Origin of the sequence: Actinoplanes sp. CA-015351, from assembly GCF_050955685.1 — a bacterium.
Lineage (GTDB): Bacteria > Actinomycetota > Actinomycetes > Mycobacteriales > Micromonosporaceae > Actinoplanes.
Genome location: NZ_CP192102.1, coordinates 2,847,494 through 2,870,685, shown reverse-complemented (window position 1 = coordinate 2,870,685; position 23,192 = coordinate 2,847,494). Strand labels below are relative to the sequence as shown.

The 23,192-nt window shown below is 69.8% G+C and carries 21 protein-coding genes; 12 read left to right on the top strand and 9 right to left on the bottom strand.

The window, feature by feature from the left end; translation table 11 throughout:
* Nucleotides 1–225: 225 nt before the first annotated feature.
* The 6 genes from ACQP2E_RS12855 to ACQP2E_RS12830 all read left to right on the top strand — a co-directional run bounded on the left by ACQP2E_RS12855 (nt 226) and on the right by ACQP2E_RS12830 (nt 4,969).
* Nucleotides 226–900 (top strand): Crp/Fnr family transcriptional regulator, encoded by a 675-nt coding sequence (locus ACQP2E_RS12855; protein ID WP_433831195.1) that lies wholly within the window; start codon nt 226–228, stop codon nt 898–900.
* A 101-nt stretch (nt 901–1,001) separates the two neighbouring features.
* The gene (locus tag ACQP2E_RS12850) at nt 1,002–1,781 is read left to right on the top strand and encodes a hypothetical protein (RefSeq protein WP_433831193.1); all 780 of its coding nucleotides are present in this window, start codon (nt 1,002–1,004) and stop codon (nt 1,779–1,781) included.
* The gene (locus tag ACQP2E_RS12845; RefSeq protein WP_433831191.1) at nt 1,778–3,757 is read left to right on the top strand and encodes a hypothetical protein; all 1,980 of its coding nucleotides are present in this window, start codon (nt 1,778–1,780) and stop codon (nt 3,755–3,757) included. Before ACQP2E_RS12850 ends, ACQP2E_RS12845 begins: the two co-directional genes overlap by 4 nt.
* A gap of 4 nt (nt 3,758–3,761) precedes the next feature.
* The gene (locus ACQP2E_RS12840) at nt 3,762–4,163 is read left to right on the top strand and encodes a hypothetical protein (protein WP_433831189.1); all 402 of its coding nucleotides are present in this window, start codon (nt 3,762–3,764) and stop codon (nt 4,161–4,163) included.
* The gene (locus ACQP2E_RS12835; RefSeq protein WP_433831187.1) at nt 4,160–4,672 is read left to right on the top strand and encodes a Pycsar system effector family protein; all 513 of its coding nucleotides are present in this window, start codon (nt 4,160–4,162) and stop codon (nt 4,670–4,672) included. The genes ACQP2E_RS12840 and ACQP2E_RS12835 overlap by 4 nt, the downstream gene beginning before the upstream one ends.
* Nucleotides 4,673–4,759: 87 nt before the next feature.
* Nucleotides 4,760–4,969 (top strand): hypothetical protein, encoded by a 210-nt coding sequence (locus tag ACQP2E_RS12830; protein WP_433831185.1) that lies wholly within the window; start codon nt 4,760–4,762, stop codon nt 4,967–4,969.
* Nucleotides 4,970–5,086: 117 nt separating this feature from the next.
* On the opposite strand, the gene ACQP2E_RS12825 is transcribed toward ACQP2E_RS12830, so the two are convergent.
* Nucleotides 5,087–6,688, bottom strand: a complete 1,602-nt coding sequence (locus ACQP2E_RS12825) for a beta-1,3-glucanase family protein (RefSeq protein ID WP_433831183.1) — start codon at nt 6,686–6,688, stop codon at nt 5,087–5,089.
* 181 nt (nt 6,689–6,869) lie between these two features.
* Between ACQP2E_RS12825 and ACQP2E_RS12820 the strand changes: the two genes are divergently transcribed.
* The gene (locus ACQP2E_RS12820) at nt 6,870–7,262 is read left to right on the top strand and encodes a YciI family protein (RefSeq protein ID WP_433831181.1); all 393 of its coding nucleotides are present in this window, start codon (nt 6,870–6,872) and stop codon (nt 7,260–7,262) included.
* Complete coding sequence (locus ACQP2E_RS12815; RefSeq protein ID WP_433831179.1) at nt 7,259–8,539, top strand: RNA polymerase sigma factor; 1,281 nt, start codon at nt 7,259–7,261, stop codon at nt 8,537–8,539. Before ACQP2E_RS12820 ends, ACQP2E_RS12815 begins: the two co-directional genes overlap by 4 nt.
* Before the next feature lie 53 nt (nt 8,540–8,592).
* Here the strand turns inward: ACQP2E_RS12815 and ACQP2E_RS12810 are convergent, their stop codons facing one another.
* Both ACQP2E_RS12810 and ACQP2E_RS12805 read right to left on the bottom strand, forming a co-directional pair.
* Nucleotides 8,593–8,979, bottom strand: a complete 387-nt coding sequence (locus ACQP2E_RS12810) for a VOC family protein (protein WP_433831177.1) — start codon at nt 8,977–8,979, stop codon at nt 8,593–8,595.
* Between the two features lie 10 nt (nt 8,980–8,989).
* Complete coding sequence (locus ACQP2E_RS12805) at nt 8,990–9,466, bottom strand: AtaL-like protein (protein WP_433831175.1); 477 nt, start codon at nt 9,464–9,466, stop codon at nt 8,990–8,992.
* A 226-nt stretch (nt 9,467–9,692) separates the two neighbouring features.
* On the opposite strand from ACQP2E_RS12805, the gene ACQP2E_RS12800 reads away from it, so the two are divergent.
* Nucleotides 9,693–11,117: an MFS transporter gene (locus tag ACQP2E_RS12800; protein WP_433831173.1), complete on the top strand. Its 1,425-nt coding sequence runs from the start codon at nt 9,693–9,695 to the stop codon at nt 11,115–11,117.
* On the opposite strand, the gene ACQP2E_RS12795 is transcribed toward ACQP2E_RS12800, so the two are convergent.
* From ACQP2E_RS12795 to ACQP2E_RS12785, 3 genes are all read right to left on the bottom strand, one after another.
* A complete protein-coding gene (locus ACQP2E_RS12795) occupies nt 11,098–13,932 on the bottom strand; it encodes an ATP-binding protein (protein WP_433831171.1) in 2,835 nt (944 codons plus the stop codon). The genes ACQP2E_RS12800 and ACQP2E_RS12795 overlap by 20 nt on opposite strands.
* A 163-nt stretch (nt 13,933–14,095) precedes the next feature.
* Nucleotides 14,096–15,736 carry an FAD-binding oxidoreductase gene (locus ACQP2E_RS12790; RefSeq protein WP_433831169.1) on the bottom strand — a complete coding sequence of 547 codons (1,641 nt, stop codon included), beginning with the start codon at nt 15,734–15,736 and terminating at the stop codon, nt 14,096–14,098.
* Nucleotides 15,737–15,819: 83 nt separating this feature from the next.
* A complete protein-coding gene (locus tag ACQP2E_RS12785; protein WP_433831167.1) occupies nt 15,820–16,551 on the bottom strand; it encodes a glucose 1-dehydrogenase in 732 nt (243 codons plus the stop codon).
* Nucleotides 16,552–16,831: 280 nt separating this feature from the next.
* On the opposite strand from ACQP2E_RS12785, the gene ACQP2E_RS12780 reads away from it, so the two are divergent.
* The 3 genes from ACQP2E_RS12780 (at nt 16,832) to ACQP2E_RS12770 (ending at nt 20,529) form a co-directional block, all read left to right on the top strand.
* Nucleotides 16,832–17,281, top strand: a complete 450-nt coding sequence (locus ACQP2E_RS12780; protein WP_433831165.1) for an SRPBCC family protein — start codon at nt 16,832–16,834, stop codon at nt 17,279–17,281.
* Nucleotides 17,278–18,867, top strand: a complete 1,590-nt coding sequence (locus ACQP2E_RS12775) for an FAD-dependent monooxygenase (protein ID WP_433831163.1) — start codon at nt 17,278–17,280, stop codon at nt 18,865–18,867. Before ACQP2E_RS12780 ends, ACQP2E_RS12775 begins: the two co-directional genes overlap by 4 nt.
* 138 nt (nt 18,868–19,005) lie before the next feature.
* Nucleotides 19,006–20,529: a helix-turn-helix transcriptional regulator gene (locus tag ACQP2E_RS12770; RefSeq protein ID WP_433831161.1), complete on the top strand. Its 1,524-nt coding sequence runs from the start codon at nt 19,006–19,008 to the stop codon at nt 20,527–20,529.
* Nucleotides 20,530–20,566: 37 nt separating this feature from the next.
* On the opposite strand, the gene ACQP2E_RS12765 is transcribed toward ACQP2E_RS12770, so the two are convergent.
* From ACQP2E_RS12765 to ACQP2E_RS12755, 3 genes are read right to left on the bottom strand one after another with little or no spacing between them, the layout of a single operon-like run.
* Nucleotides 20,567–21,220 (bottom strand): isochorismatase family protein, encoded by a 654-nt coding sequence (locus ACQP2E_RS12765; protein WP_433831159.1) that lies wholly within the window; start codon nt 21,218–21,220, stop codon nt 20,567–20,569.
* An 11-nt stretch (nt 21,221–21,231) separates the two neighbouring features.
* A complete protein-coding gene (locus ACQP2E_RS12760) occupies nt 21,232–22,026 on the bottom strand; it encodes a 2,3-dihydro-2,3-dihydroxybenzoate dehydrogenase (protein ID WP_433831157.1) in 795 nt (264 codons plus the stop codon).
* The gene (locus ACQP2E_RS12755) at nt 22,023–23,192 is read right to left on the bottom strand and encodes an FAD-dependent monooxygenase (RefSeq protein WP_433831155.1); all 1,170 of its coding nucleotides are present in this window, start codon (nt 23,190–23,192) and stop codon (nt 22,023–22,025) included. The genes ACQP2E_RS12760 and ACQP2E_RS12755 overlap by 4 nt, the downstream gene beginning before the upstream one ends.

The following is a 23,192-nucleotide window of genomic DNA, read 5'->3' as shown; positions in this document are numbered from 1 at the left end:
GAGCGCGCTGTCGCCACGTTCGAAGCTCCCCGAGAGTCTCGCACTCGAGTACCGCGACATCCGCGCCGCGCAGTCGTGTCCGATACTCGTACAGAAGGCACGCTCCAAATAAACGGCCCTGGATGCCCAGAGCCGGGCAACGTCGCACCCCGTCCGATCCCGGAGCTACGTGATGATCGATATAAGGCCTAACGCATGTCCACGTCCACAATATACGGTCAGTGTGTGGCACCTGACGCACAGCGAGCAGTCGCTGACGGGCTTCGCGCCTTCATTTCGACGGCCGACTGGGCCAGCCTTGAGACCTCCGGCGTGCGGCGAGTATTCCGTCCGGGTGATCAGCTGTGCCGTCAGGGAGACAGCGGTGACCACGTCTACATCCTGCTGGCCGGGGCCGCCAAGGTGGTCCGGAGTGAAGTCGCAGGTGGCCGGACCGTCCTGACCGTCCGGTCCGTGGGTGATGTGATCGGCGACATCGCGGCCATCGACGGCGGCCAGCGATCAGCATCAGTGTCCGCACTCACCATCCTCACGTGCCGTCTGCTGCATGGACCGGACTTCCGGCGCTTCCTGGAACGACGGGAGGTTGCCATCGGCTTCGCCCGCTATGCGTTCAGACGGCTACGGGAGTCTGATAGTCAGCGCACCGAATTGGCCATCTTGCCCGTCCTGGAACGGGTAGCCCGGGCACTCATCCGGCTGCACGACACCACGACGATCGAGCCCGAGCCGACGACCATCGCCCTGCCTCAGCAAGACCTCGCGGACCTCGTTGGGGCATCACGCAACGCAGTCGTCCTAGCCCTGGGCGTCTTGAGGGCCGAAAAACTCATTGATACCGGTCGCCGATGTATCTCCATATTGGATATCCAAGGCCTTCGCCGTCGCGCGAGTGGGTGATAGCCCGATCACACATCCAACGCCCAATGGTGGGCAGAGCTTGGGCCCGGCGCCCGACACGATGGCCTGGTAAGCCAGTCACCATCGGAAAGGCCAAGTCGATGACGCTGAGCCGTGCTTCGTCCCGTCCACTGCCACCCTATCGAGCAATCCTCGCCGTAGACGCCAAGGATTTCACCAAACTCCCTGGCAGCGTCCACGAGGAAACGTCGGCCGCCATCAAGTCGGTCGTCGGAAACGCGATGCGTGATGCCGGACTCGATGACGATTGGTCTGATCCCTCATTCTTCGGCGACACGGGCGACGGCTTCGCCGTCGGCCTGCCGCCCCGCATCCTCCCGTTCCTCATCGATCCATTCCCGATGCTGCTCCAGAATCGACTTGCACAGCGCCGCGCTGAACGCCCCGGCGAGGTACCACTGCGTCTACGGGTCAGCGTGCACGTCGGCCCTTTGCCGGTCGACCCAGCGGCGCCGTCGAGTACAGGTAACGGCGCGGCGCGCAACGACACCCACCGGCTACTCGACGCGGACGTGATCAAGGAAGCGCTCCGGGACGTCAGTCCCGAGATCGCTCTCATCGCATTGATCATCTCAGACCGGGTTTACGAGGACGTAGTTCGCGGCCGATACGCGGCCCTGCATCCCGACAACTTCGTTTCCGTGACAGCCCGGGTTATGGGCAAGGGGTTCGACCAGCCCGCCTGGCTCCATCTTCCGGCCCAACCAGGCCGTCCGTTCCAAAGCGGTTCCCCCGGGACCGACGATCCGGCGAACCCCACCGAGGCAACCCCGTCCTCGCCGTTCCTCGGCAGCAACTACGGACAGGCAGCACAGATCAATCACGGCGGCATGCACCAGAGCGGAGGGGCAACACGATGAGCGAGACGACCCTACTCACAAATTACGGGCAGTACGCGAGTGTCAATTACGGTGGTATGCACACGTACCAGCAAGAGACTCGCCTGCTGAACCGGCTCATCGTGGCACAACGGCTCGACCGTGGCCGCATCAAGGAAGTACTCGAACGACTGGTGCCGCGCACCTATCGCTCATCCACGGGCACGAACCTGGACCGCACTGATGCCGCAGCCCTGCTGGCTGCGTCACCCTTCGTGGTCGTAGCAGGCAAGGAAGGGTCGGGTGCGGGCACAGCGGCCGAGGCACTGCTCAAGGAGTTCAGCGAGGCCGGCCGGCGACTCGAGCGGATCCACATCGACGAAGAGCAGACTGGCCGCTTCACGGGCGTTGACCTCCCGGCCGAGCGTGAAGTCGTGTATCTGCTGCGGCTGCCTCGCCATCCCGGCCTCATCGGGCCACACCTAGCCGACGAAATTCGAGGCCACGCCGCAGCGCTTGCCGACCTCGACGCCCACTTGATCGTAACCACCACTCCGGACGTCTGGCAGGCCGCCGGCGGCTTCGTCGGTCCGTACTACCTCGAAGCAATTCCTCCGTCTGGCCCTGACGTGTTGCGGCACCATCCGTTCGGGAAGGCGTTCAACGTGGACGCTGTGCTCGCCCATCCGACGGTTGCCGAACTGTTGGACCGCGGCTCAGTCGCCGACGCGGCACGCTTCGCTCGGATTCTCGAGGAGGCGTCCGGGGCAGGCGAGGAGATCACGGTCGACGAACTGGTCACCGACGCGTTAGGCGCATACCGGGGATGGCGTGAGGTTCTCGGGTCGTGGTTCAACGACAAGCAGAATGGACTCCGAGAACGCCTCTTCCTCACGGCAGCCGCCATGCTGGAGGGCCGACCGGCACACCAGGTCCTCGACCTCATCGATGGGCTGGGGAAGAGAGTGAACGGGACGCCCGGTTACCGCCCGGAAGGGCTCGCGGCAGCGGGTCTGCACGCTTTGAAGAAAGCCATCGACGCCGACGAAAACGATACGCTGCTGCGCTTTAACAAGCCTGGCTATGCGGAGGCTGCGCTGTCCTTCCTGTACGGCGACCGGGAGACCCGCTTCCGGACGGAGCTGTGGAATTGGGCCGTGGGGCTCCCCGTGGGCCGCAGTCGGCAGGCGGCCCAGGATCTCGGTAACCAGATTGTCGAGATGATGGTCAAAATCGTGCTGAAACACAACGATGCAGCACCGCTGTACGAATTGAAGCGCTGGGCCGACGAGGAACACCTGCATGACGTTGTCCTCCGAGCCCTTACGGCAACCGCCATCAGCGACGAAGTGGGTCCGAAGGTGCGAGCCCAGTTGTACGACTGGGCTTCCACCGACTCGACCGACGTGAAACTTCAATGGGTGATCGCCCGAGTCTGCGCGGGCGAGATGGCCGAGGCCTACCCGCGCTACTCGCTGACCCGGCTGGGACACCTGGCGAACCGACGCGACAGCTCCGTTCGAGAAGAAGTCATCAAGGCGGTGGAACAGTTGTGGACGCGCCCGCAGCTGCGGGACCGCACCATCAAGTCGGTCACGGCCTGGATGGGTGGTGAGCCGAGCCGCCGCGAAACCGCATGGCGGATCGCCGGCAAGCTCGCTGCCAGCGAGGTGCATCCCCTTGCCGTCGTGGCGGAACAGAACGGAACGTACGGCGATCTCGTACGCGCTTTCAGCGAAGCACTGACAGATCAGGATCTGCTCGGCATGGCTGAAGATTTTGGCGTGGCCACCCTGACGAGTGCGCTGAGCTCTGACGCCGACCGAGCTCTGACCACTCGATTCTTCGTCGAGGTCGTACAGCACTCGTCCGGCGAGAGTAAGCGTGTTGTCCGACTCCAGCGCATCCTGTACACGTGGCAACCCAGCGGAGAGGATGCCGCCCACCCCGATCGCCGCGAACTCCGCGACCATCTCAGCGAGTTGCTGGCGCTTGCTGATCCCATTATCCAAGGCTGATCGGATGTGGGGATCGCTCAGCCGCGCCCGCCGCCGAGAGAATGCGGACCGAGAAAGACGCCGACAAGAGCTGTGCTATTTAGAATTCCTGCGCGATGAAATATTTGCGAAGCCTGACATAGCTCGAATGTATTGGCACACTCGACACCCGCGGGATCTGCAGGTATTACACAGTACGGATTTCGGCGCAATCGCCGACGTATTGCGGCCCACCAAATCAATCGGCCCGTCCACCGACGACACTCTCGCAGATTTGATACGCGATTTCTTCGATGGTCTCAGCGAAGACGACCGGGCCCATCTCGTCCGCAACCTGGACGTGGTCTTCCGCAGTTTCGAGCGGAGCGATCTCGCCGGTCAGCTGGATGCCCTGGAAATTGGGCAAAGCCAAAAGGCGGAGGCATGATCTACGACGACAACGCAATCCACTCCAGAATAGACCAGGCCGGGCGGGCCGCGCTGCAGCAGGCCAACGAACTGATCCGCTTCGCCGACGTGAAGGCAGCGGCAGTCCTGGCAGCCGCCGGCGTCCTGGCCAGCCAACTCTGGACCGCCCGCAATCTCTGGGACCGGAGCGGTCACGCCTGGACTCATGGGCTCATCATCGCCGCAGTGTGCGCCATCGCCCTCAGCGCCCTGCTGGCGCTGTACACGCTCGTGCCACGCCAGCAGGAGAGCGCGAGCGAATCATTGCATCACTACCGCCAGGTTGCCCGGCACTTCGGAGACGACCGTGAGGGGTTCGTCGATGCCTGGCTCGATTCGGCGGCCGACCACGAAGCCACTGAGCGAGCGGTCGCCGCGCAGATCTGGGCGGCGAACCTCATCGCGAACCGCAAGTTCGCTCAGATGAAGTGGTCAATCCGCCTACTCGTGATCGGCATCAGCGCACTGGCGCTTTTGGTGCTTTTCTAAGGCAACAACGCCAGCGCGAACCGAAGCGTTGACAATGGACCAGCAATTCTGTGCGCTTCTGCGCGAAGTTCAAGCTTGGGGTGGCTGGTGACAGAGGAAGCAAGCCCGGATAACAGTGTAGCGGCGGTGTACATCGGCGGCGACAGCGAGGCGGAGGTGTTCAATCGGGCAGCCCAATGGATTGCCAAAAATGATGGCTCCATTGAGATCCAGGCACTTCAGTGGCAGCGCGTTTCTTATCAGCGTTATCCCGGCCGGCCGATCTTCGAGATGCAGATCTTCTTCGGGCCACAATAGTTCGCCTTGTTGGAAGCCATTCCGACGCCGCCAGGACCAGTGAATTATTTCAATGAAAGCGCCCCTGGCCGCACCCCTACGGAAGAGGGTAGGGGCGCGGCCTCCGGACCGGTCTGGTCAGCCCCGGCGCCATTTCTGGTTCAGGCCGCCGACACAGTCCCAGAGATGCAGCTTGGCTCCGTCGTTCGCGTTCCACGCCGCGATGTCGACGCACTTGTTGGACTGCGGATTGACCAGGTCGCCTGCGGCGCTCAGCACGAACTGCTGTGCGGCGTTCCCGCTGCACGTGGCGATCTGAACGGCCGTGCCGTTGGCACTCGCACCCCAGGCGACGTCCATGCACTTGTTGTTCTGCGTGCTGATCGTGTTGCCGTTGAACGTCCACGCCTGCGCGGCGGAGTTGTTGCAGTTCCAGACCTGCAGCTGCACCCCGTCGGAGAAGTTGCCGGCGTTGACGTCGATGCACTTGTTGTTCCAGTTGCTGAGGATCCGGTTGCCGGTGGCCGGCGGCGTGGTGGGCGGATTCCCACCGGCGCCGAAGGGGCTCATGATGATGCCGGCCTGCTGCGGGTCACCGTCGTTGACCAGCGACTCGAAGTGACCGACGTCGTCATAGGCGAATCCGTACGCCTTACCGTCGACCATGTTCTCGTGGATGATTCGGGAGTAGTGGTTCGGCGCACTGTTCTTGTAGAACGCGCTGGCGTCGTAAACAGGCTCCACCGTGGACGGTCCGAGCGTTCCGCGTACCAAAGCGGTGCAGATGGTGCGACGCACCTCGCTCTGGATGAACGGCGCGACGTTCGGGGCGTTGAAGACGCCGTCGCAGCCCCAGACGTTCGCGGTGCTGGGCTTGTCGACGGTCGCGACCTCGGCGCCCGTGCTGTCGGTGAAGCGCATGGTGTTGCCGACGGTCCGGCCGAAGAACTTGCGGTTCGGCTCGTTCTCGCGCGGCACGACAGTCAGCGTCTTGCTGGTGTACGCGCTCCACGCCGCGTTGATGTACGCGTCCAGATAGGTCGGCGAGAACTTCCCGGCGTCGGTGGCCTTGCCCGGCGCGAGCACCCGCAGCACCGTGCCGTCGGCGCGGGTGATGACCGAGTCCTGCCAGCCCGGCTGAGCCTTGACGGCGTTGATGACCTTGTTGCGACCGTCGTTGACGACGTCGCCGGTACGCTTGGTCTGCCCGGCGCCGTTGGTCACGGTGACCGCGTGCGGGATACCGAAGAAGTCGACCTGCGAACTGTTCAGCCACAGTCCGGCGTCGTTGAAGGTGAATTCGCTGGTGTCGAAGAGCGTGTTGAAGTTCGGGTCACCGGGCGCCCACGGTGCCGGCTGGACGAAGCCGTCCGGGGTGATGAAAAACTTGATCTTGTCGCCCATCGCCATGTAGACCCGGCCGGACAGACCCTTCGGGATACGGATCGTCGTGGTGCCGCCGTTGCCGGGACCGGCCATCGACACATCCGGAGCCGGCACCGGCGGATTGCCGCCGGCGGGCCACGGAGTGAACGCGCCACCGGTGTTGACGTACCCCCAGCGCCCGTTCATGGTGCCGATGACGTAGAGGAACACGGCGTCGCCGCGGCCGGTGTTGTTGGTGACGGTCACCGGCAGCACCGCGGGCGACGCCGCCGAGGCGGGCATCGTCACGGCCACGACCGGTGCCGCCACCGCCAGCGCGGCGACGGCGGTCAGCCATCTCATTCTGGTTCGCAAGACCGACTCCTCATCTGTGAGAGCGCTCTCACAGATTGTTCGGTTTGTTAACCGATGTCAACAGTGAGAGTCATAAATGTTTCGGGCCGCCGGGGCAAAAATTTTTCGCCGGACCATGTAGACATCGGTGGAACCGCTCCGACGTACCGGTCACAAGCAACGCGACACGAGGGAGACCGACATGAAGTACGTCATCCTGATCCACTCGAACCCGCAGCCCTGGGGCCACCCGACCAGCGATTACCTGGATGCACACAAGGCCCTGCCCGCCGACGTCCGCGCCCGCCTGCAGGGCGAGTTCGAGCAGGTCATGACCGAGCTGTCGGCCAACGGCGAACTCCTCGGCGGCGAGGCCCTGGGCGACCCGTCCGGCGCCCGCCTCTACCGCTGGCGCGACGGCGACCCCCTGGTCAGCGACGGCCCGTACTCCGAATCCAAGGAACACCTGGCCGGCTTCTTCCTCATCGACGTCGACAGCCAGGCCCGCGCCGAACAGGTCGCCGCCCGCTTCTCCGGCCCCGACGAGACGGTGGAGCTCCGCCAGCTCATGTGGCCCGGCGGCGACGACCAGTGACCGCTTCTGATCTGGCTGACGTGTGGCGCCGAGAGGCGCCCCACGTCCTGGCCGCCCTGCTGCGCAAATACGGCGATCTGGGCGACTGCGAGGAAGCGCTCCAGGACGCCGCCGAGGCGGCGACCACCCAATGGCCGCAGGACGGACTTCCGGACAACCCCCGCGCGTGGCTGATCACCGTCGCCGCCCGCCGGCTCATCGACCAGGCCAGGTCAGAGACTTCGAGGGTACGCAGGGAGCGGCTGGACGCGGCCCGTCATCACCAGGACGTCGACGGGCCGCTCGCGTACGACCGTGACGACACCCTGCGCCTGTTCTTCCTGTGCTGCCATCCGGCGCTGACCCGCCCGTCCCAGGTAGCGCTCAGCCTGCGTTCGGTAGGCGGCCTGAGCGTGGAACAGATAGCAGCGGCCTACCTGGTACCGGCCCGCACCATGACCCAGCGTCTGACGCGAGCCCGGGCGCTGCTGCGCCAGGCAGGCGCCACCTTCGACATGCCGTCCGACAACGATCTGCCAGACCGGGTATCCGCCGTCCTGGACGTCGGCCACCTGATCTTCACCGAGGGCTACGCCCGGACCTCCGGCGAGCACCTGCAGGACGTGCGGCTCACCGAGGAGGCGATCCGCCTGGTCCGCCAGCTGCACGACGCCCTGCCGGAGCACGCCGAGGTGGCCGGCGCCCTGGCGCTGATGCTGCTGACCCAGGCCAGGTCGGCAGCGCGTACCGATGAAGCCGGCGACCTGATCCCCCTGGCCGGCCAGGACCGCACCCGATGGCGGCGCGACCTGATCACCGAGGGCGTGTCCCTGCTGGAGAAGACCCTGCCCAGGGGCCACATAGGCCGCTTCCAGCTGCAGGCCGCGATAGCGGCCGTCCACGCCGAGGCGACGACCTACGCCGAGACGGACTGGCTGCAGATAAGCCTGCTCTACGACATGCTGACCCGGGTGGCCCCCAGCCCGGCGGTCACGCTGAACCACGCGGTGGCGGTGGCGATGGCCCACTCCCCCGAGGCAGCCCTGGCTATGCTGAAGCCGCTGTCCGACGACCCGGCAATGAGCCGCCACCACCGCCTGTACGCCGTCCGAGCCCACCTGCTGGAGCTGAAGGGCGATCCCGGGGCCGCGCGGGAGCAGTACCGGATGGCGGCCCGGTTGACGGCGAGCGGGCCGGAGCAGCGTTACCTGAACGCCAAGCTGTCCTCGTTCGTCAGCGCTCCCGCCACGACCTCGGCACCGCCCGCCGGAATACCGGGCACTCCGGATCAGCGGTGAGCGACGCGCCGCCGTCCGCGCGGCGGGACCCCGGCGGACGGCGGCTGGACGGGTCAGGCCGTGGCGTTCTGCCACAGGCCGACGGTGTTGCCCTCCGGGTCGGTGAAGTACGCGACGAACCCGTACGTGCCGACCGGGGTGCGCTCCTGCAAGCGCTTGCCGCCGAGGGCCTCGATCCGGCTCAGCGCCTCGTCGATGTCGGCGACCTCGACGGTGACCAGCGGGGTGCTCACCACGGAGCCGCGTACCGCCGCGCCGCCGTTGATCGTGCCGGGCTCGGTGGGCCGGCCGTACTCGTCGGACGGCCCGGTGGTGACCGTGGCGGTGCCCGGGACACCCTGGTCGCCGAACGTCCAGCCGAACGCGCCGGCATAGAAGGCGCCGGCTCGGTCCAGGTCGTCGGCGGGGAGTTCGAAGTGGACGACGCTACCAACTGCCATGACGGTCTCCTCAGAGGTGTTTGGCTTCGGCCAGGGCGGCGGACAGCCGGACGGTGTTCACCGTGGCCCGGGCGGTGTCGTAGAACAGCAGGTCGTTCTCCGCGATGAAGCCGCTCTCCCGGCGGCTGCGCTCGACCCCGGCGGCGGAGAGCGTGGCGGTGAAGGTGAAGGTGAGCCGGCCTTGCCCGTCCTCGCCGATCTCGTTCGTGATCGTGGTGAGGTCGGGGTTGTCGAGCTGGGTGAAGACGATGCGGCGCTTCGGTTCGGTGGTGACCCGTTCCCGGACGGTCACCGAGTCCCGCAGTTCGATACGCCTGACGAATTCGTCGCCGTTGCGCTCGATCACCTCGGCCTTGGTGATGGACGGGACGTAGGAGACCGGATTCTGCGCCTTGTACAGCAATAGCTCCCAGAGCTGATCGATTTTGATTTCCGGATGGTCGGCTCGCTCGTCGTTGACGAGGAGCGTGTGGGTGAACACAACCATGGCGAGCGCCTTTCGTCGGACCGTGTTCGGACGTGGTGGCCTGCGAGAACCATCCCCTGCCGGACCGTGCGCGGGCATCCCGCGTTTCTGGGATATACGCGGTGCCGCCCGGATCGGGACGGAGCCGATATCACGACAACGCGTGATGAAAGAACGCCCCCCTTCGCCGAAGGATGGCGATGGTGGCTGTCTCTCATGTGGTTGTGAACAGAAGGTGGGTTCGGCGATGAGTTCTGCAGGTGTCGGCGCACGGGCGCAGGCCCCGGGTGCGGTCCGGCGTAGTCCGTGGGCGGTTTTCTGGGTTCTGGCGCTCATCGAGTTCATGTCGGTGATGGACGCATCCGTCGTCAACATCGCGTTGCCGCACATCGGTGAGTCGCTCGGGTTCACGCCGACGACGATCGCCTGGGTGGTCGACGCTTACCTGGTGGGCTTCGCCGGCTTCATGCTGCTGGCCGGGCGGGCCACCGACATCGTGGGACGGCGGCGGCTCTTCATCGCCGGCGTCGTGGTCTTCACCGTGTTCTCGCTCGCCTGCGCGGCGTCGACGGAGCCGTGGCAGCTGGTCGGCAGCCGGTTCTTCCAGGGCCTGGGCGCCGCTCTGGTCACGCCGGCCGCGCTGGCGCTGATCACGGACATCTTCCCGGAGGGCGCCGGCCGCAACAAGGCGATCGGCATCTTCAGCGGCATGGCCGGCGTGGCCGCTCCGGTCGGCCTGGTCCTGGGCGGACTGCTGACCACCGCGGCCTGGCAGTGGATCTTCCTGATCAACCTGCCGATCGGCCTGATCGTGCTGGTCGCGGCGCTGCGGCTGCTGCCGGCGTCGGCCGGCGGCGCGGCACACGGTCTGGACGTCCCCGGCGCGGTCGCCGCGACCGGCGGCCTGGTCATGCTGATCCTCGCGACGGTACGCGGCAGCGCTCAGGGCTGGGCGTCACCGCTGACGATCATCGAGTACGCCCTGGCCGCGCTGCTGATCGTGGCGTTCGTGCTACGCCAGCGGCGGGCCGCGGATCCGCTGCTGCCGACCGTGCTGTTCAGCCGGCGCAACGTGGTGGTCGGCAACATCATCTTCACCCTGGTCGGCACGGTGCTGATCTCGATGTTCTTCATCATCACGTTGTTCCTGCAGCAGGTCCGCGACTTCGACTCGCTCGGCGCCGCGCTGATCTACCTGCCGGTGCCGTTCGCGATGCTGGCCGGCACCCAGGTGGCGCCGCGGCTGCTGCGCCACGGGCCGCCGAACGTGCTGGCCGGTGGCCTGCTGGTGCAGGCGGTGGCGCTGACCGCGTGGGCGCTGCTGATCGACGAGCAGCGCTCGATCGTGCTGGCGTTCGTGGTGCCGGCGACCGTGTGGGCGTTCGGGCTCGGCATGTCGATCGTCTCGTCGTTCGTGGTGTGCACGATGGGCATCGACGGTCCGATCGCCGGCGCCGCGGCCGGTCTGGCGACCACGTCGTACCAGGCCGGCGGCGCACTGGGGCTGGCGGTGCTGGCGGTCGTCGCGGACAGCCGGACACGGGCGGTCGCGGACCAGCTCGGCCACACCGAGGCGCTGGTCGCCGGATACACCTGGGCGTTGTGGGGCGCGGTCGTGGCGGCGGTGCTCGGCATGCTGCTGACCCGGCTGATCAGCGCACGGCAGGGCTGACGGCAGGGCTGACGGCCTCCCGGTCGTTCTCGAGGACCAGCCGGGCCAGTTCGACCCGGCTGGACACCCTCAGTTTGGCGAACGCGTGCCGGATATGGCTGTCCACCGTGTGCCGGGACAGGAACAGCTGAGCGGCCACCTCCCGATTGGTGCGGCCCTGCGCGACCAGCCTCGCGACCCGCAGCTCGGACTCGGTCAGGCTGGCCCAGCCACTCTTGGGACGGCGTGCGGCCACCTGACCGGCCGGGCGGCGTGAACGGGTGCGCCGGAGGCGGGACTGGACGCGCTGGGCGTCGCGCTGGGCGCCCGATTCCGCGTACAGGGAAAGGGCTTGATCGAGAAGGCCGGGAGCCGCGGCTGCATCGCCGCGCAACCGCTCGGCCGCGGCCAGATCCTCACATGCCGACGCCCGGCACAGCGGCCGCGGACTGATCCGGTAGGCGGTCACCGAGGCACGCAGCGCGTCCAGGTCGTTGTGCAGCAGCCCGTGGGCGTGCAGCGCGGCGCCGGCCAGCGAGGCCACGCCCGGATTGCGGCCGGCGGCCGCGCGGGCCGCGTCCACCACCATCTGCGCCTGCTCGCGGGCACCGACCGCAAGGGCGAAGCGAATCAGGTACGCGGCCGCGAGCGGTTCCTGAACCAGCAGGTAGGGGCGCTCGTCGAGAGCCGGATAGATGCCCCTGATCGCCTCGTAGGCATCCGCCGGGCGCCCGTCGGCGTCGTGGTAGAGCGCGGTTTCCCAGCCGACCTCCTCGTCGGTGGCGCAGACGCCGGAGTCCAGGTAGAGCCGGGCCCGGTCGAGGTGGCGCCGGGCGGCCTCGCCATCCTCCCGGCGGACCGCGAGGTGGGCGAGGGTGGCGAGCAGGGCCGGTGCGCAGGCGGTGGCGCCCAGCTGTTCGGCGGCGAGCAGGCCGGCCTCGGCGGCGGCTTCCGCGTCACCCAGCTGGCCGGTGCTCAGCAGCAGGTCGGCCTGGAAGAGCTGGGACAGCGGCTGGGACCAGACGGTGCCGAGCTGCTCGGCGATCTGCCGGTCGGCCTCGTAGACGTGCTGGGCCCGGTCGGTACGGTCCAGCGCGACCAGGGCCCGGCCCAGCCAGAGCCGCGGGTGCCGGTGCGATGCCTCGCCGCGGACCCGGTCGGCGAGGGTGACCGCCTCGTCGGCGTGCCGCAGCGCCAGGTTCAGGTCGCCGCGGGCGTAAGCGGCGGCGCTGCTGGCGACGTCGCCGACGACGACGGCCGGGTGGATGCCGGCGAGGCGGCCGAGTTCGACGGCCCGGGCGGCCGCGCTCTGTGCCTCGTCCAGCTCGCCGAGCTGCAGCATGCCGTGCGCCTGGACGCCGAGCAGGTGAGCGTGGTCGTGGGTGGGCACGCCCTCGCGGCACAGCGCGCGCTGGGTCAGCGCGACCACTTCCCGGTCATGGCCGGCGTGTTTGAGCGCCTCGGCCAGGCCGAGCAGGATCGCGGCCTCGTCGGGGGCGGACAGCCCGCAGCTCAGGTAGATGTCGCCGAGTTTCTGCGCCTCGCCGAGCCGCCCGGCGGAGGCGAGCAGCCGGATCGCGTCGGCGATCAGCTGCAGCCGGCCGGGGTCGTCGCCACGCAGCAGGTCGAGGGTACGCAGGATCAGGTCGGCAGCGGCGCCGGGTGCGGAGTGTGCGACCTCGTCGACCGCGGTGCGCAGCAACCGCAGCGACTGCGGGCCGACCTGCTGTGCTCCGTGCACGAAGTGCTCGGCGATCTCGGCGGCCGGGCGGCCCTCGGTCTTGAGCACGGTCACCGCCTCGCGGTGCAGGGCCTGGCGCGCGGATCCCGGCAGGCCGTCGTAGACCGCCTCCCGGATCAGGTTGTGCCGGAACCACAGCGAGGTGCCGCTGTCCACCAGGGCGTCGGCGTCGACGGCCGCGCGGGTGGCGTCGAGCAACTCGACGGTGGGCCGGGCGAGCAGGCCGGCCGCCTCGTGCAGGGTGAACGGGCGGCCCAGCACCGCGCCGGCTTCCAGCAGGCGGCGTACCTCGCCGGGCAGTTCGCCGAGGCGGCGTTCCACGGTGGCGACGAAATCGGTCGGCAGCGGGCCGTCGGTGACCTCGGCCGACCCGCCGGTGGTGCGGATCCGGCCGGCGCGGCGCAGCGTGGTGAGCAGTTCCTCGATGAGGAACGGGTTGCCGCCGGCGCCTTCGGCGAGCCGCAGCAGCCCGGGGCCGGGGTGGTGGCCCAGGACGTTGGCGCACAGCTCGGCGGTCGGCGACGGGCCGAGCGGCTGCAGGTTGATCACTTGGGCGCCTTCGCCGATCAGCCAGTCGACGGTGGCCGCGGCGGGGGTGCGTGCGGTCTGCGAGCGGCGCGACAGCAGCCAGAGCAGCGGCACCGAGCGCAGCGCGGGGACCATCACCCGCAGCGCGAGCGCGGTCAGTTCGTCGACCCACTGCACGTCGTCGACGGCGATCACCAGGGAGCGGTTGCGGCAGTACCGCTCCAGGCGTTCGCAGAGCTGGTCGAGGACCCAGAACTTGGCGTCCTGGTGCCGGGTGAGGCCGGCCATCCGGCTCTCGTCGAGCACGGCCGGCTCGGAGCCGCGCAGCGCGGCGAGCAGGGTGGTCAGCGGCGCCACCCGGTCCAGTTCGGTGGCCCGGCCGGCAGCGACCGCGATGCCGCGGGTTCCGGCGGCGGTGGTGGCCGCGGTGAGCAGCCGGGTCTTGCCGATCCCGGCCGGGCCGTCGATGACGACACAGCCACCTTCGGACGCCTCGGCGGCGGTGAGCGCGCCGTCGAGCACGGTCAGTGCGTCGTCGCGGCCGACCAGGGGAAAGGGACGTGGCATTGGTCAGCGCCTCTCGTCATACCGAATCCGACCCGACAATACCGTCAGAACGGGATGATTCGGAATGGTGCCGGTGGCGGCCCATCGATGAGAGTAACCGTAGCGTCACCTCGGGTACGCACCCCGGCCCGGGCTGCGGGGTGCCCGGGCCGGGGTGCGCCGATCAGGACGGCAACCTGACCGACAGAGCGTGGCGGAACCGGTCCGCCGGGTCCCAGCGGGCCTTGACCTGGCGCAACCGGGAGTACCCGCCCTTGTAGTAGAGCTCGTGCCAGGGCACACCGGAGGTGTTCAACGCCGGGTCGGCGAGGTCCACATCGGCATAGTTGATGTACGCGCCGTCGGTCTGGTCACCCGGAACCGGGACGCCACCTGTGACAGCGAACACGTCTCGGTAGAGCTCGCGTACCCACGCCAGGTGCCGGGCGTCGTCGGCCGGATCGGTCCAGGAGGCGAGAAACTGCGGCTTGAGGATCGAGTCGCGCTGCGGGACCGCGGTGGCGTCCGCCGGCACCGCGTTGATCGCACCGCCGTAGCTGCTGATCAGCATCAACGCGCCGGGGTGCTGATAGTCGGTACGGGTGAGGTGGTGGTGGATGGCGCCGATCTGCGCGTCGGTGAACGACCGCTTCAGGTACGCCGACTTGATCTTGAAGCGCCAGGTGGGGTTGCGGCCGCCGGTGAAGCCGGGCCACTCGAACGCGTGCAGCCAGGGCAGCCGGCGGCGCTCCAGCACGAACGGGGTCTGTCCCACCCCGGCCGCCATCGCGGCCAGGAAGTCGTCGAGCAGCCGGTCCGCGCCGCTGATCGTCGCGTCGATCTGGGTGGTCAGGGTGAACTGCCCGGCCACCCGGTGCTGCGGCTTGAGCTGGCTGAACAGACCGGCGTACGGCGAGGTGGGCGCGCTGTTGCGCTCCAGCCAGGTGCCGAAGTTACGCAGCAGGGCAGTGAAGCCGTCCTGGGTCAGCCCGTTCCACGACCAGACCAGGTCGGCCACGATCACCTCGGACGGCGGCCGGGGCAGCAGCCGGGCCGGGTCGGTCGAGGTGACGCCGGGGGTACGCAGCCAGTACCGGGTCACGATGCCGAAGTTGCCCCCGCCACCGCCGGTGTGCGCCCACCACAGGTCGCGGTTCGGGTCGTTCGCTTCTCGGGTGGCGACCACCACACGGACCTCGCCGGCCGCGGTGACGGTGACGACCTCCACGGCGTACAGGTGGTCGACGGTCAGGCCGTGCCGGCGCGACAGCGGGCCGTACCCGCCGCCCGCGATGTGCCCGCCCACGCCGACCGACGGGCACGAGCCACCGGGCAGCGTCACGCCCCAGCCCCGGAACAGCGCCTTGTAGACCTGCTCCAGAGTGGCGCCGGCCTCCACCGCGAAGGCGTTACGCGCGGCGTCGAACGTGACCGCCGACATCGGCGATAGATCGATCACGATCCGGATCTCCGGGCCGGCCACGAAGTCCTCGTAACAGTGACCGCCGCTGCGGACCGCGAACCGCTTGCCGGAGCTGACCGCCTCCCGCACCGCGGCAACCACCTGCGGTGTCGAGGTGACCAGCCGGATGCGATCCGGTGTGCCGGTGAACCTCAGGTTGGTGCCCCGGCTCAGATCCGGGTACCGCACGTCACCGGGGCTCACCGTCACGCCGGGTATGCCGCCGGCCGCTTCGTCCGCCTCGGCCGCCCAGGCCACCGCCGGGACGGTCAGGCCGGCCACCGCTCCCCCGGTCAGGCCGGCCGCCGCTCCCCCGGCCAGCCCGGCCGCACCGAGCAGGCGTCTCCGCGAGATAGCACGCACTTTCTTCCTCCCCCGTACACATGCGTTTGTTCACACTGAACGCCGCACCGGGACCGCGGCCCGGTGCGGCGGAAGAGCAGACGTCAGAGAACGCCACCGTCGGCGTGCAGGGTCTGCCCGGTCACCCAGCCGCTGTCCGGGCCGGCCAGGAACCCGACCACCGCGGCCACGTCGGCCGGCTGGCCGAGCCGGCGCAGCGGCGTGTTGCTGATCAGCTGGTCCAGGTTGGCCCGGGCGTCCGGCGACAGCATGTCGGTGTCGGTCGGGCCGGGAGCCACCGCGTTCACGGTGATGCCCTGCGGGCCGAGCTGATGCGCCAGCGACCGGGTCAGCACCTCGACTCCGGCCTTGGTGGCGCCGTAGACGCCGAGCATCGCCACCGCGGCGGCCGGCAGGCCGGCCCCGATGTTGATGATGCGCCCGCCCTGCGGCAGCACGTTGACCGCCTGCTGCGCGGACAGGAAGACGCTCTTGAGGTTCACCGCGACGACCCGGTCGAAGTCCTGCTCCGAGATGTACTGCACGGGCCCGCCGGTGACCACGCCGGCGTTGTTGACCACCACATCGACGCCGCCGAACTGGTCACGCGCGAACTCGTAGAGCGCGGCCACGTCGGCGGCCACCGACACGTCTCCGGCGACCGAGACCGCCTGGCCGCCGGTGTCCACGATGCCTCGCACGACCTCCTCGGCGGCGTCCTTGCTGTTCTGATAGTGGGCCACCACGCGGAAGCCGTCCTGAGCCAGCCGCTGCGCGACCGCCCGGCCGATACCGCGGGATGCTCCCGTGACGATCGCCGTCTTACCGTTCGACATTCGTTCTCCTCACAAGGCGTGGATCCGCACCGATCCTCGTGCGCGGCGGCATGCGCGGGCATCACGCGCCTTCGTGATATCCGGATGTGCACTGTCGACGTCACGACGGTCACGCCGAGCCAACGACGGCTACCTTCATCGATGTGACACAACAAAGTCACGGGAACACGGGATGTAGCCGTGCCCGGCCTGAGCGAGATTGGCAAGCAGCCGTGCGCACCGTCCGGCCGAGCGGCACGGGCGCCGGCATCGCACCATTCCGACGAGCTACGGGCAGGTCATGGATCCCATCACCAGCACACTTCCGGTACGCCTCACCCGCGAGCAACTGTGGGCCGGCCTCGTCTACAAGGCGGCCGACCCGGTGCCGTTCCTCCCCGCCGTCACCGGCTGCACTGTCCTCGAGCGGTACCCCGACGGGCTGCTGCGCGAGATCGTCGTACGCGGCACCGACCGCCAGCGCGAACGGGTGACGTTCTCGCCACCGGACCGGATGGACTTCGCGCAGCTCACCGAGCCGCTGTGGGAAACGATCAGCAACATCGTCACGGACCGGCCGGACGGGCCCGCCCTGACGCTGAGCCTGCGACTGTCGGCGGCCGGCGCCGACAAGGCCGCCGCTGACCCCGAATTCCTCACGCAGATGCGTGAATTCGTCGAGGCAACCCTGGTCGCGGTCGTGAACACGCTGCACCGCCTCGCCGCCGAGCCGGCCGGGCAGCAGCGGTGAGCACCGCGACCGAACCCGTGCTCATCGTCGGCGCCGGCCCGGTCGGGTGCACCCTCGCACTCGAACTCGCCAGGCACGGCACACCCAGCCAGATCATCGAACGCTCGCTGGCACCGACCCGGCATCCCAAGATGGACTTCGTCAACGCCCGCAGCATGGAGTTGCTGCGCCGGCTCGGGGTGACCGGCGAGATCCGCCGCCGCGGCGTGGCCGCCGAGCACCCGTTCACCTTCCACTGGCGGCGGGCCCTCGGCGACGCGCCGATCACCACCTGGCACTACCCGTCGGTCGACGATCACCGGGCCGCCGACGCCCGCGACAACGACGGATCCCGGCCCGCCGAGCCGTACCAGCGGATCACCGGCGCGCTGCTCGAAGAGATCCTGCGGCAGCGCGCCGCCGCCCACCCGCTGATCGAGACGTACGAGGGTGTGCGGTTCACCGGGCTGCGCGAGGAGGCCGGCGCGGTTGTCGCCGAGGTCACCGGCAGCACCGGCGAGAGCCGTGAGCTGCGCGGCAGTTACCTGGTCGGCTGCGACGGGGCGAACAGCGCGGTCCGGGCCGCCGCCGGGATCGGCGTCGACGACATCGGCCCCAGCGCCTGGCACTGCGACGTCTACTTCACCAGCGACGACCCGGTGCTGCGCCGGCACGGGCGGTACTTCCTGTCGGTGCTCACCGGCGGCGTCACCCTGGTCTCACGCGACGAACAGGACACCTGGACGGCTGCGTTCCCCCTGCCCGACGGGGTACGCCGAGCCGCCGACCCGGTCGGTGAGCTGCGTGCCCGGCTCGGCGCCGACCTGCGGTTGAACGTGCTGGACGTGGCGTACTGGCAGGGCCGGCTCGGTGTCGCGGAGGCGTACCGCCACGGCCGGGTGTTCCTGGCCGGCGACGCGGCACATCAGTTCTTCCCGACCGGCGGGCACGGCGCCAACACCGGCCTGGCCGACGCGGCAGACCTCGGCTGGAAACTGGCCGCCCGGCTGGCCGGCTGGGGCGGTGAACAACTGCTGGACAGTTACCACGCCGAACGCCGGCCGGTGGCGCTGTTCAACCGGGAGATGTGTTTCAACCTGCTCGAGGTGTGGCGCCGGTTCCCGGTCCTGGCCGGACTGGGCGCCGGCGACGAGCAGCTGGCCGGATTCCTCGCCGAGGACGCGTACCAGATCGAGAACGTCGGTATCCACTGCGGATACCGCTACCAGGGCTCGCCGGTGGTACGCCACGAGGACGGCGCGGCGCCGCCGTGGCAGTGGCGTCGGATCGTGCCGACCACCTGGCCGGGCGGCCGGGCGCCGAGCCTGCGCCTGCCCGACGGCACCGGCGTCTACGACCTGCTCGGCCCCGGTTACACCCTGGTCGACCTCTCCGGGGCCAAGACCGGCGCCGCGCTGGCCGAGCGGGCCACCCGCCGGGGCATCCCGCTGACCTACCTGATCATCGACGACGACAACGTGAGGAGGGCATGGGAACGCGATCTGGTACTGATCCGGCCGGACCAGCACGTCGCCTGGCGCGACGACCGGGCACCGGACGACTGGGACACGATCCTGGACACCGTCTGCGGCCTGACCCGGCACTGAGCCCGGGCGCCACGGCGGTCACGACATCAACGGGGAGCATCAGTGGGAATGGGGCACAAACGCGCGGAGCATCGGCCACGCCGTCGATTGCCGCACGGAGGGGACTCGCGAGGTACGGCCGGCCGGCTGAGCCGTGCCGTGGTGTCCACGGCCGGGCGGCAGCTGACCGGCACACGCGGCGTGGTGGACCGGCTGTCGCCCGGATGCCAGCAGCTGCTGCGGGTCGCCGCCGTCGCCGGCCCGGTAGTGGCGATCGACGAGGTGGCGGAGGTGCTGCTCACCTCGGTGGCGGCGCTGCTGCCGACGATCGACGAGGCGATCGGCTCCGGACTGCTGGTGGTGCGTGACTGCAGCCTGGTCTTCGCCGACCCGGGCCTGCGGCGGCGGTTGCTGGCCGGCATCCCGGGCCCCGTGCTCGGCCCGCTGCGCGCCGAGATCAGGCGAGGCGAACTGAGGGCCGGCATCACCGAGCAGCACGCCGACGACGACGATCCGGATCCGGCGCTGCTGTCGGTACGCGAATGGGACCGCGGCGACGTCTCCTCGGCGCTGTGCCGTTCCCGCCGGGCGTCCGAGGATCCGCAGACGCCGGCGCGGCAGCGCGGCCACGCCCGGATGGTGCTCACCTATCAGCTGATCGCCACGGACGAGCCGGACACCGCCGCCGAGCTGATCCGGCAGGTGGAGCCGGAGGCCGGGCAGGCGGTGCCGGCGGCGCTGCGGGCCCGGCTGGCGCTGCGGCAGGGCCGTACCGACGCGGCCCGGGCCGAGGCCGAGGCGGCGATCCGCGACGGCGACCCACTCGGCACGCCCCTGGCCCGCGCGGTGCTGGCGGTCACCGCGCTGCGCGCCGGCGACCCGGCAGGTGCCCGGCGGCACGCCGTGCTGGGCCGGTCCGCGCTCACCGAGGAACCGGCCCTGCCCACCACGTTCCTCGACTGGGTGGAATTGCTGGTCACCATGGACGGCCGGGACACGGAGGCGGCCGGTCCGGCCGCCACCGCGCTGGCCGGCCGGGCCGTGCTGTACCTGGAGGAACCCGGCGCGGCGCCCTGGCTGACCCGGCTGGCGCTGGGGGCCGGCGACCACGAACTGGTCGCGGCCGTCAGCGCGGGCCTTGATTCAGCGGTGGATCAATGCCCGGCCGGCCGGACCGCCGTGGCCCTGCGGGCCGCAGCGGCACATGTGCGGGCGCTGGCGGCCGCTGACGCGCAGGCGTTGCGGAGGGTACCGGAGAACCAGCCGGATCCCTGGGCAGCGGCGCTCGCCGCGGAGGACCACGGAACGGTCCTGCTCCGCGACGGTGACCCCGGGGATCAGGCCGCGGCCGTGCACAGCCTGCAGACGGCGCTGAGCGCGTTCACCGCGATCGGCGCGCAACGCGAGTCGGCCCGGGTCCGCAGCACCCTGCGCCGCGTCGGGGTACGGCGGCGGGACCCCGGCAACGGCGCCGCGAGGCGGGAGGGCAGCGGCTGGGCCGGGCTGACCGACATGGAACGTACGATCGCTCACCTGGTCGGGCGGGGCCTGACCAACCAGCAGGCTTCGCGCCAGGTCTCGCTGTCACCGCACACCGTGAACTACCACCTGCGACAGATCTTCCGGAAACTCGGGGTCCGTTCCCGGGTGGAGATCGCCCGGCTGATGCCACGCGACGTCTGAGCCGGTGACCGGCCGGGCACGGGCCCGGCCGGTCCGCTCACACCCTCGCGTGCTCGGCGCCCAGGCTCGCCAGCACGGCGCCGGTGCTCAGCACCGCGGCGCAGCGCCGGGCGGCGTAATCCAGCGCCATCCGGTGCTCCTCGGCGGTGAAGTCGGCGACCGCGTCAGCGACCAGGAACGGCTGGATGTCGCGGGAGAACGCGTCGCCGGCGGTCATCAGGCAGCCGACGTGCGCGTACACACCGCAGACGATCAGCTGGTCGCGGCCGGTGGCGGCGAGCCGCTCGGCCAGGTCGGACCGGACGAAGGCGCTGTAGCGCCATTTGGTCAGCACGGTGTCACCGGGACGCGGGGCCAGCTCGCTGACGATGCGGCGCTTCTCCGGGTCGCCGTCCATGCCCGGACCCCACACGTCGAGCAGCAGCCCGCGGTCCTGCGGTGACATGCCGCCGGGCTGGGCGGTGTAGTAGACCGGTACGCCGAGCCGGGCCGCCGTCTCGCGGATCCGGCGGATGTTCGCGACCAGCGGCACCAGCGGGCTCGCGCCGGCCGGAAGGAAATCGACGAAATACTGCTGCATGTCGTGGATCAGCAGGGCCGCGCGGTCCGGGTCCGGCTGCCAGCCGACGGTGTTGGCCGGCAGCTCGTCGCCGGCTGGCATCGGGTACGCGACGATCTTCGGGATGCTCATGTCCACCTCTCTCAGCCGCCCAGTGCGGCGCCTCCATCGACGAGCAGCTCCTGCATGGTGATGTGCCGCGCCCGCTCCGAGGCGAGGAAGACGACAGCGTCGGCGACGTCCTGCGCGGTGGCGATCCGGCCGAGCGGGATGCCGGTGCGGTACCTGTCCGCGGCGCCGTCGATCACCGAGCGCGGCCCATAGTCGTCGGTGAACATCGACCGCAGCATGGGTGTGTCGGTGGACCCGGGTGCCACCAGGTTGCAGCGGACGCCGTGCCCGGCCAGCTCCAGGGCCAGGACTTTGCTGAACGCGGTCGAGGCGGCCTTCGACGCGCAGTACGCGCCCATGTGCATCCGGGGCACCGCCGCCGCGTTGGAGGTGACCGTGACGATGACGCCATCGCCGCGCCGTGCCATCCGCCCGCCGGCCGCGCGGGACACCGCGAAGACCCCGTCGGTATTGACCGCGAACACGGCACGCCAGTCGGCGTCGGTCATCTCCAGGATCGGCCCGGTACGCAGCACGCCGGCCACGTTGACCAGCACAGCAACCGGGCCCAGGTCCCGTTCGACGTCGTCGAGGACGGCATCGGCCTCGCCGGGCCGGGTCACGTCGAGCCGGTACGCCCGAGCCACCGCCCCGTCCGCAGTGATCTTGCCGACGGTGTCGTGCAGGCCGTCGAGGCCGACGTCGGCGGCCGCCACCACGGCACCCTCACGGGCCAGCGCCGTGGCGACGGCCGCGCCGATGCCCTGGGCCGCGCCGGTCACGAACGCCACCCGGCCGGACAGTCCGCTGCTCAGTTGTCGTGTCATGCCACCGTCACCTCGTGGTCGTGTGCGTCATATCCGTACAGCCAGGCCTGTTCCCGCAGGCGCTGCTCGCGGGAGAGTTCCCCGTCGCGGCGGCGCTGGCCGGCGCCGTCGGCCAGGTGCAGCACTGTCGCGTTACGCCGGGAGATCTCGTGCACCCGGTCCACCCGTTCGCGGCGCAGCCGCTCGTAAGACCGCAGCGCGTCCGGTACCGGCGCGGCGGTCAGGCATCGGGCCAGCACCGCGGCGTCCTCCACCGCCTGGTTGGCGCCCTGCGCGAGGAACGGCAGCATCGGGTGGGCGGCATCGCCGACCAGGGTGACCCGTCGCCCGCTCCAGCGCGGCACCGGATCCCGGTCGTGCAGCGCCCAGCGGCTGACCGAACCGGCGGCGCCGATCAGCCGGCGCACCCGCGGATGCCAGTCCCGGTACGCCTCGGCCAGGTCGGTTATCGACCCGGGGCTCGACCACGATTCCGGATACCACCCGCCGGCCGGCATCGTGGCGCCGAAGCTGACCGACCTCCCGCCGCTGACCGGATAGCAGACGACATGCTGATGCGGGCCCAGCCAGAGCACCACTTTCGGCTCGGTGAGCAGGAACGGCACGTCGCCGGCGGGCACCACGGCGCGCAGGATGCTCTGCCCGGAGAACCGTGGCTCGTCGGTCATCAGCGTGGCTCGCACGACCGAGTGGATCCCGTCGGCGCCGGCGACGAGCCCGGCTCGGTGGACCGACCCGTCGGCGAAGGTGACGGTGGCACCGTCGTCGCCGCCGGTGACCGCGGTGCAGCGTGCGCCGGCTCGTACCGTTGCCGGGTCGAGCAGCCGCAGCAGCCCGTCGTGCAGGTCCGCCCGGTGCACGGTGTAGTAGGGCGCGCCGTACTCCTGCTCGCAGGATGCGCCCAGCTCGGTCCGGGCGATCACGCTGTCGTCGTCCCAGCGGCGCAGCTCGATCGCCTCCGGGCGGACCGCGACCTTGCGCAGGTGCTCGGCCAGGCCGAGCCGGTTCAGCAGTCTGGTGGCGTTGGGCGCCAGCTGGATGCCGGCGCCGACCGGGCCGAAGGCGTCCGCCTGCTCCCACACCGTGACCGGGCGGCCCTCGGCGCGAAGTGCGGCGGCGAGGGTCAGGCCGGCCAGTCCGGCCCCGATGATCGCGACGTTGTCCAT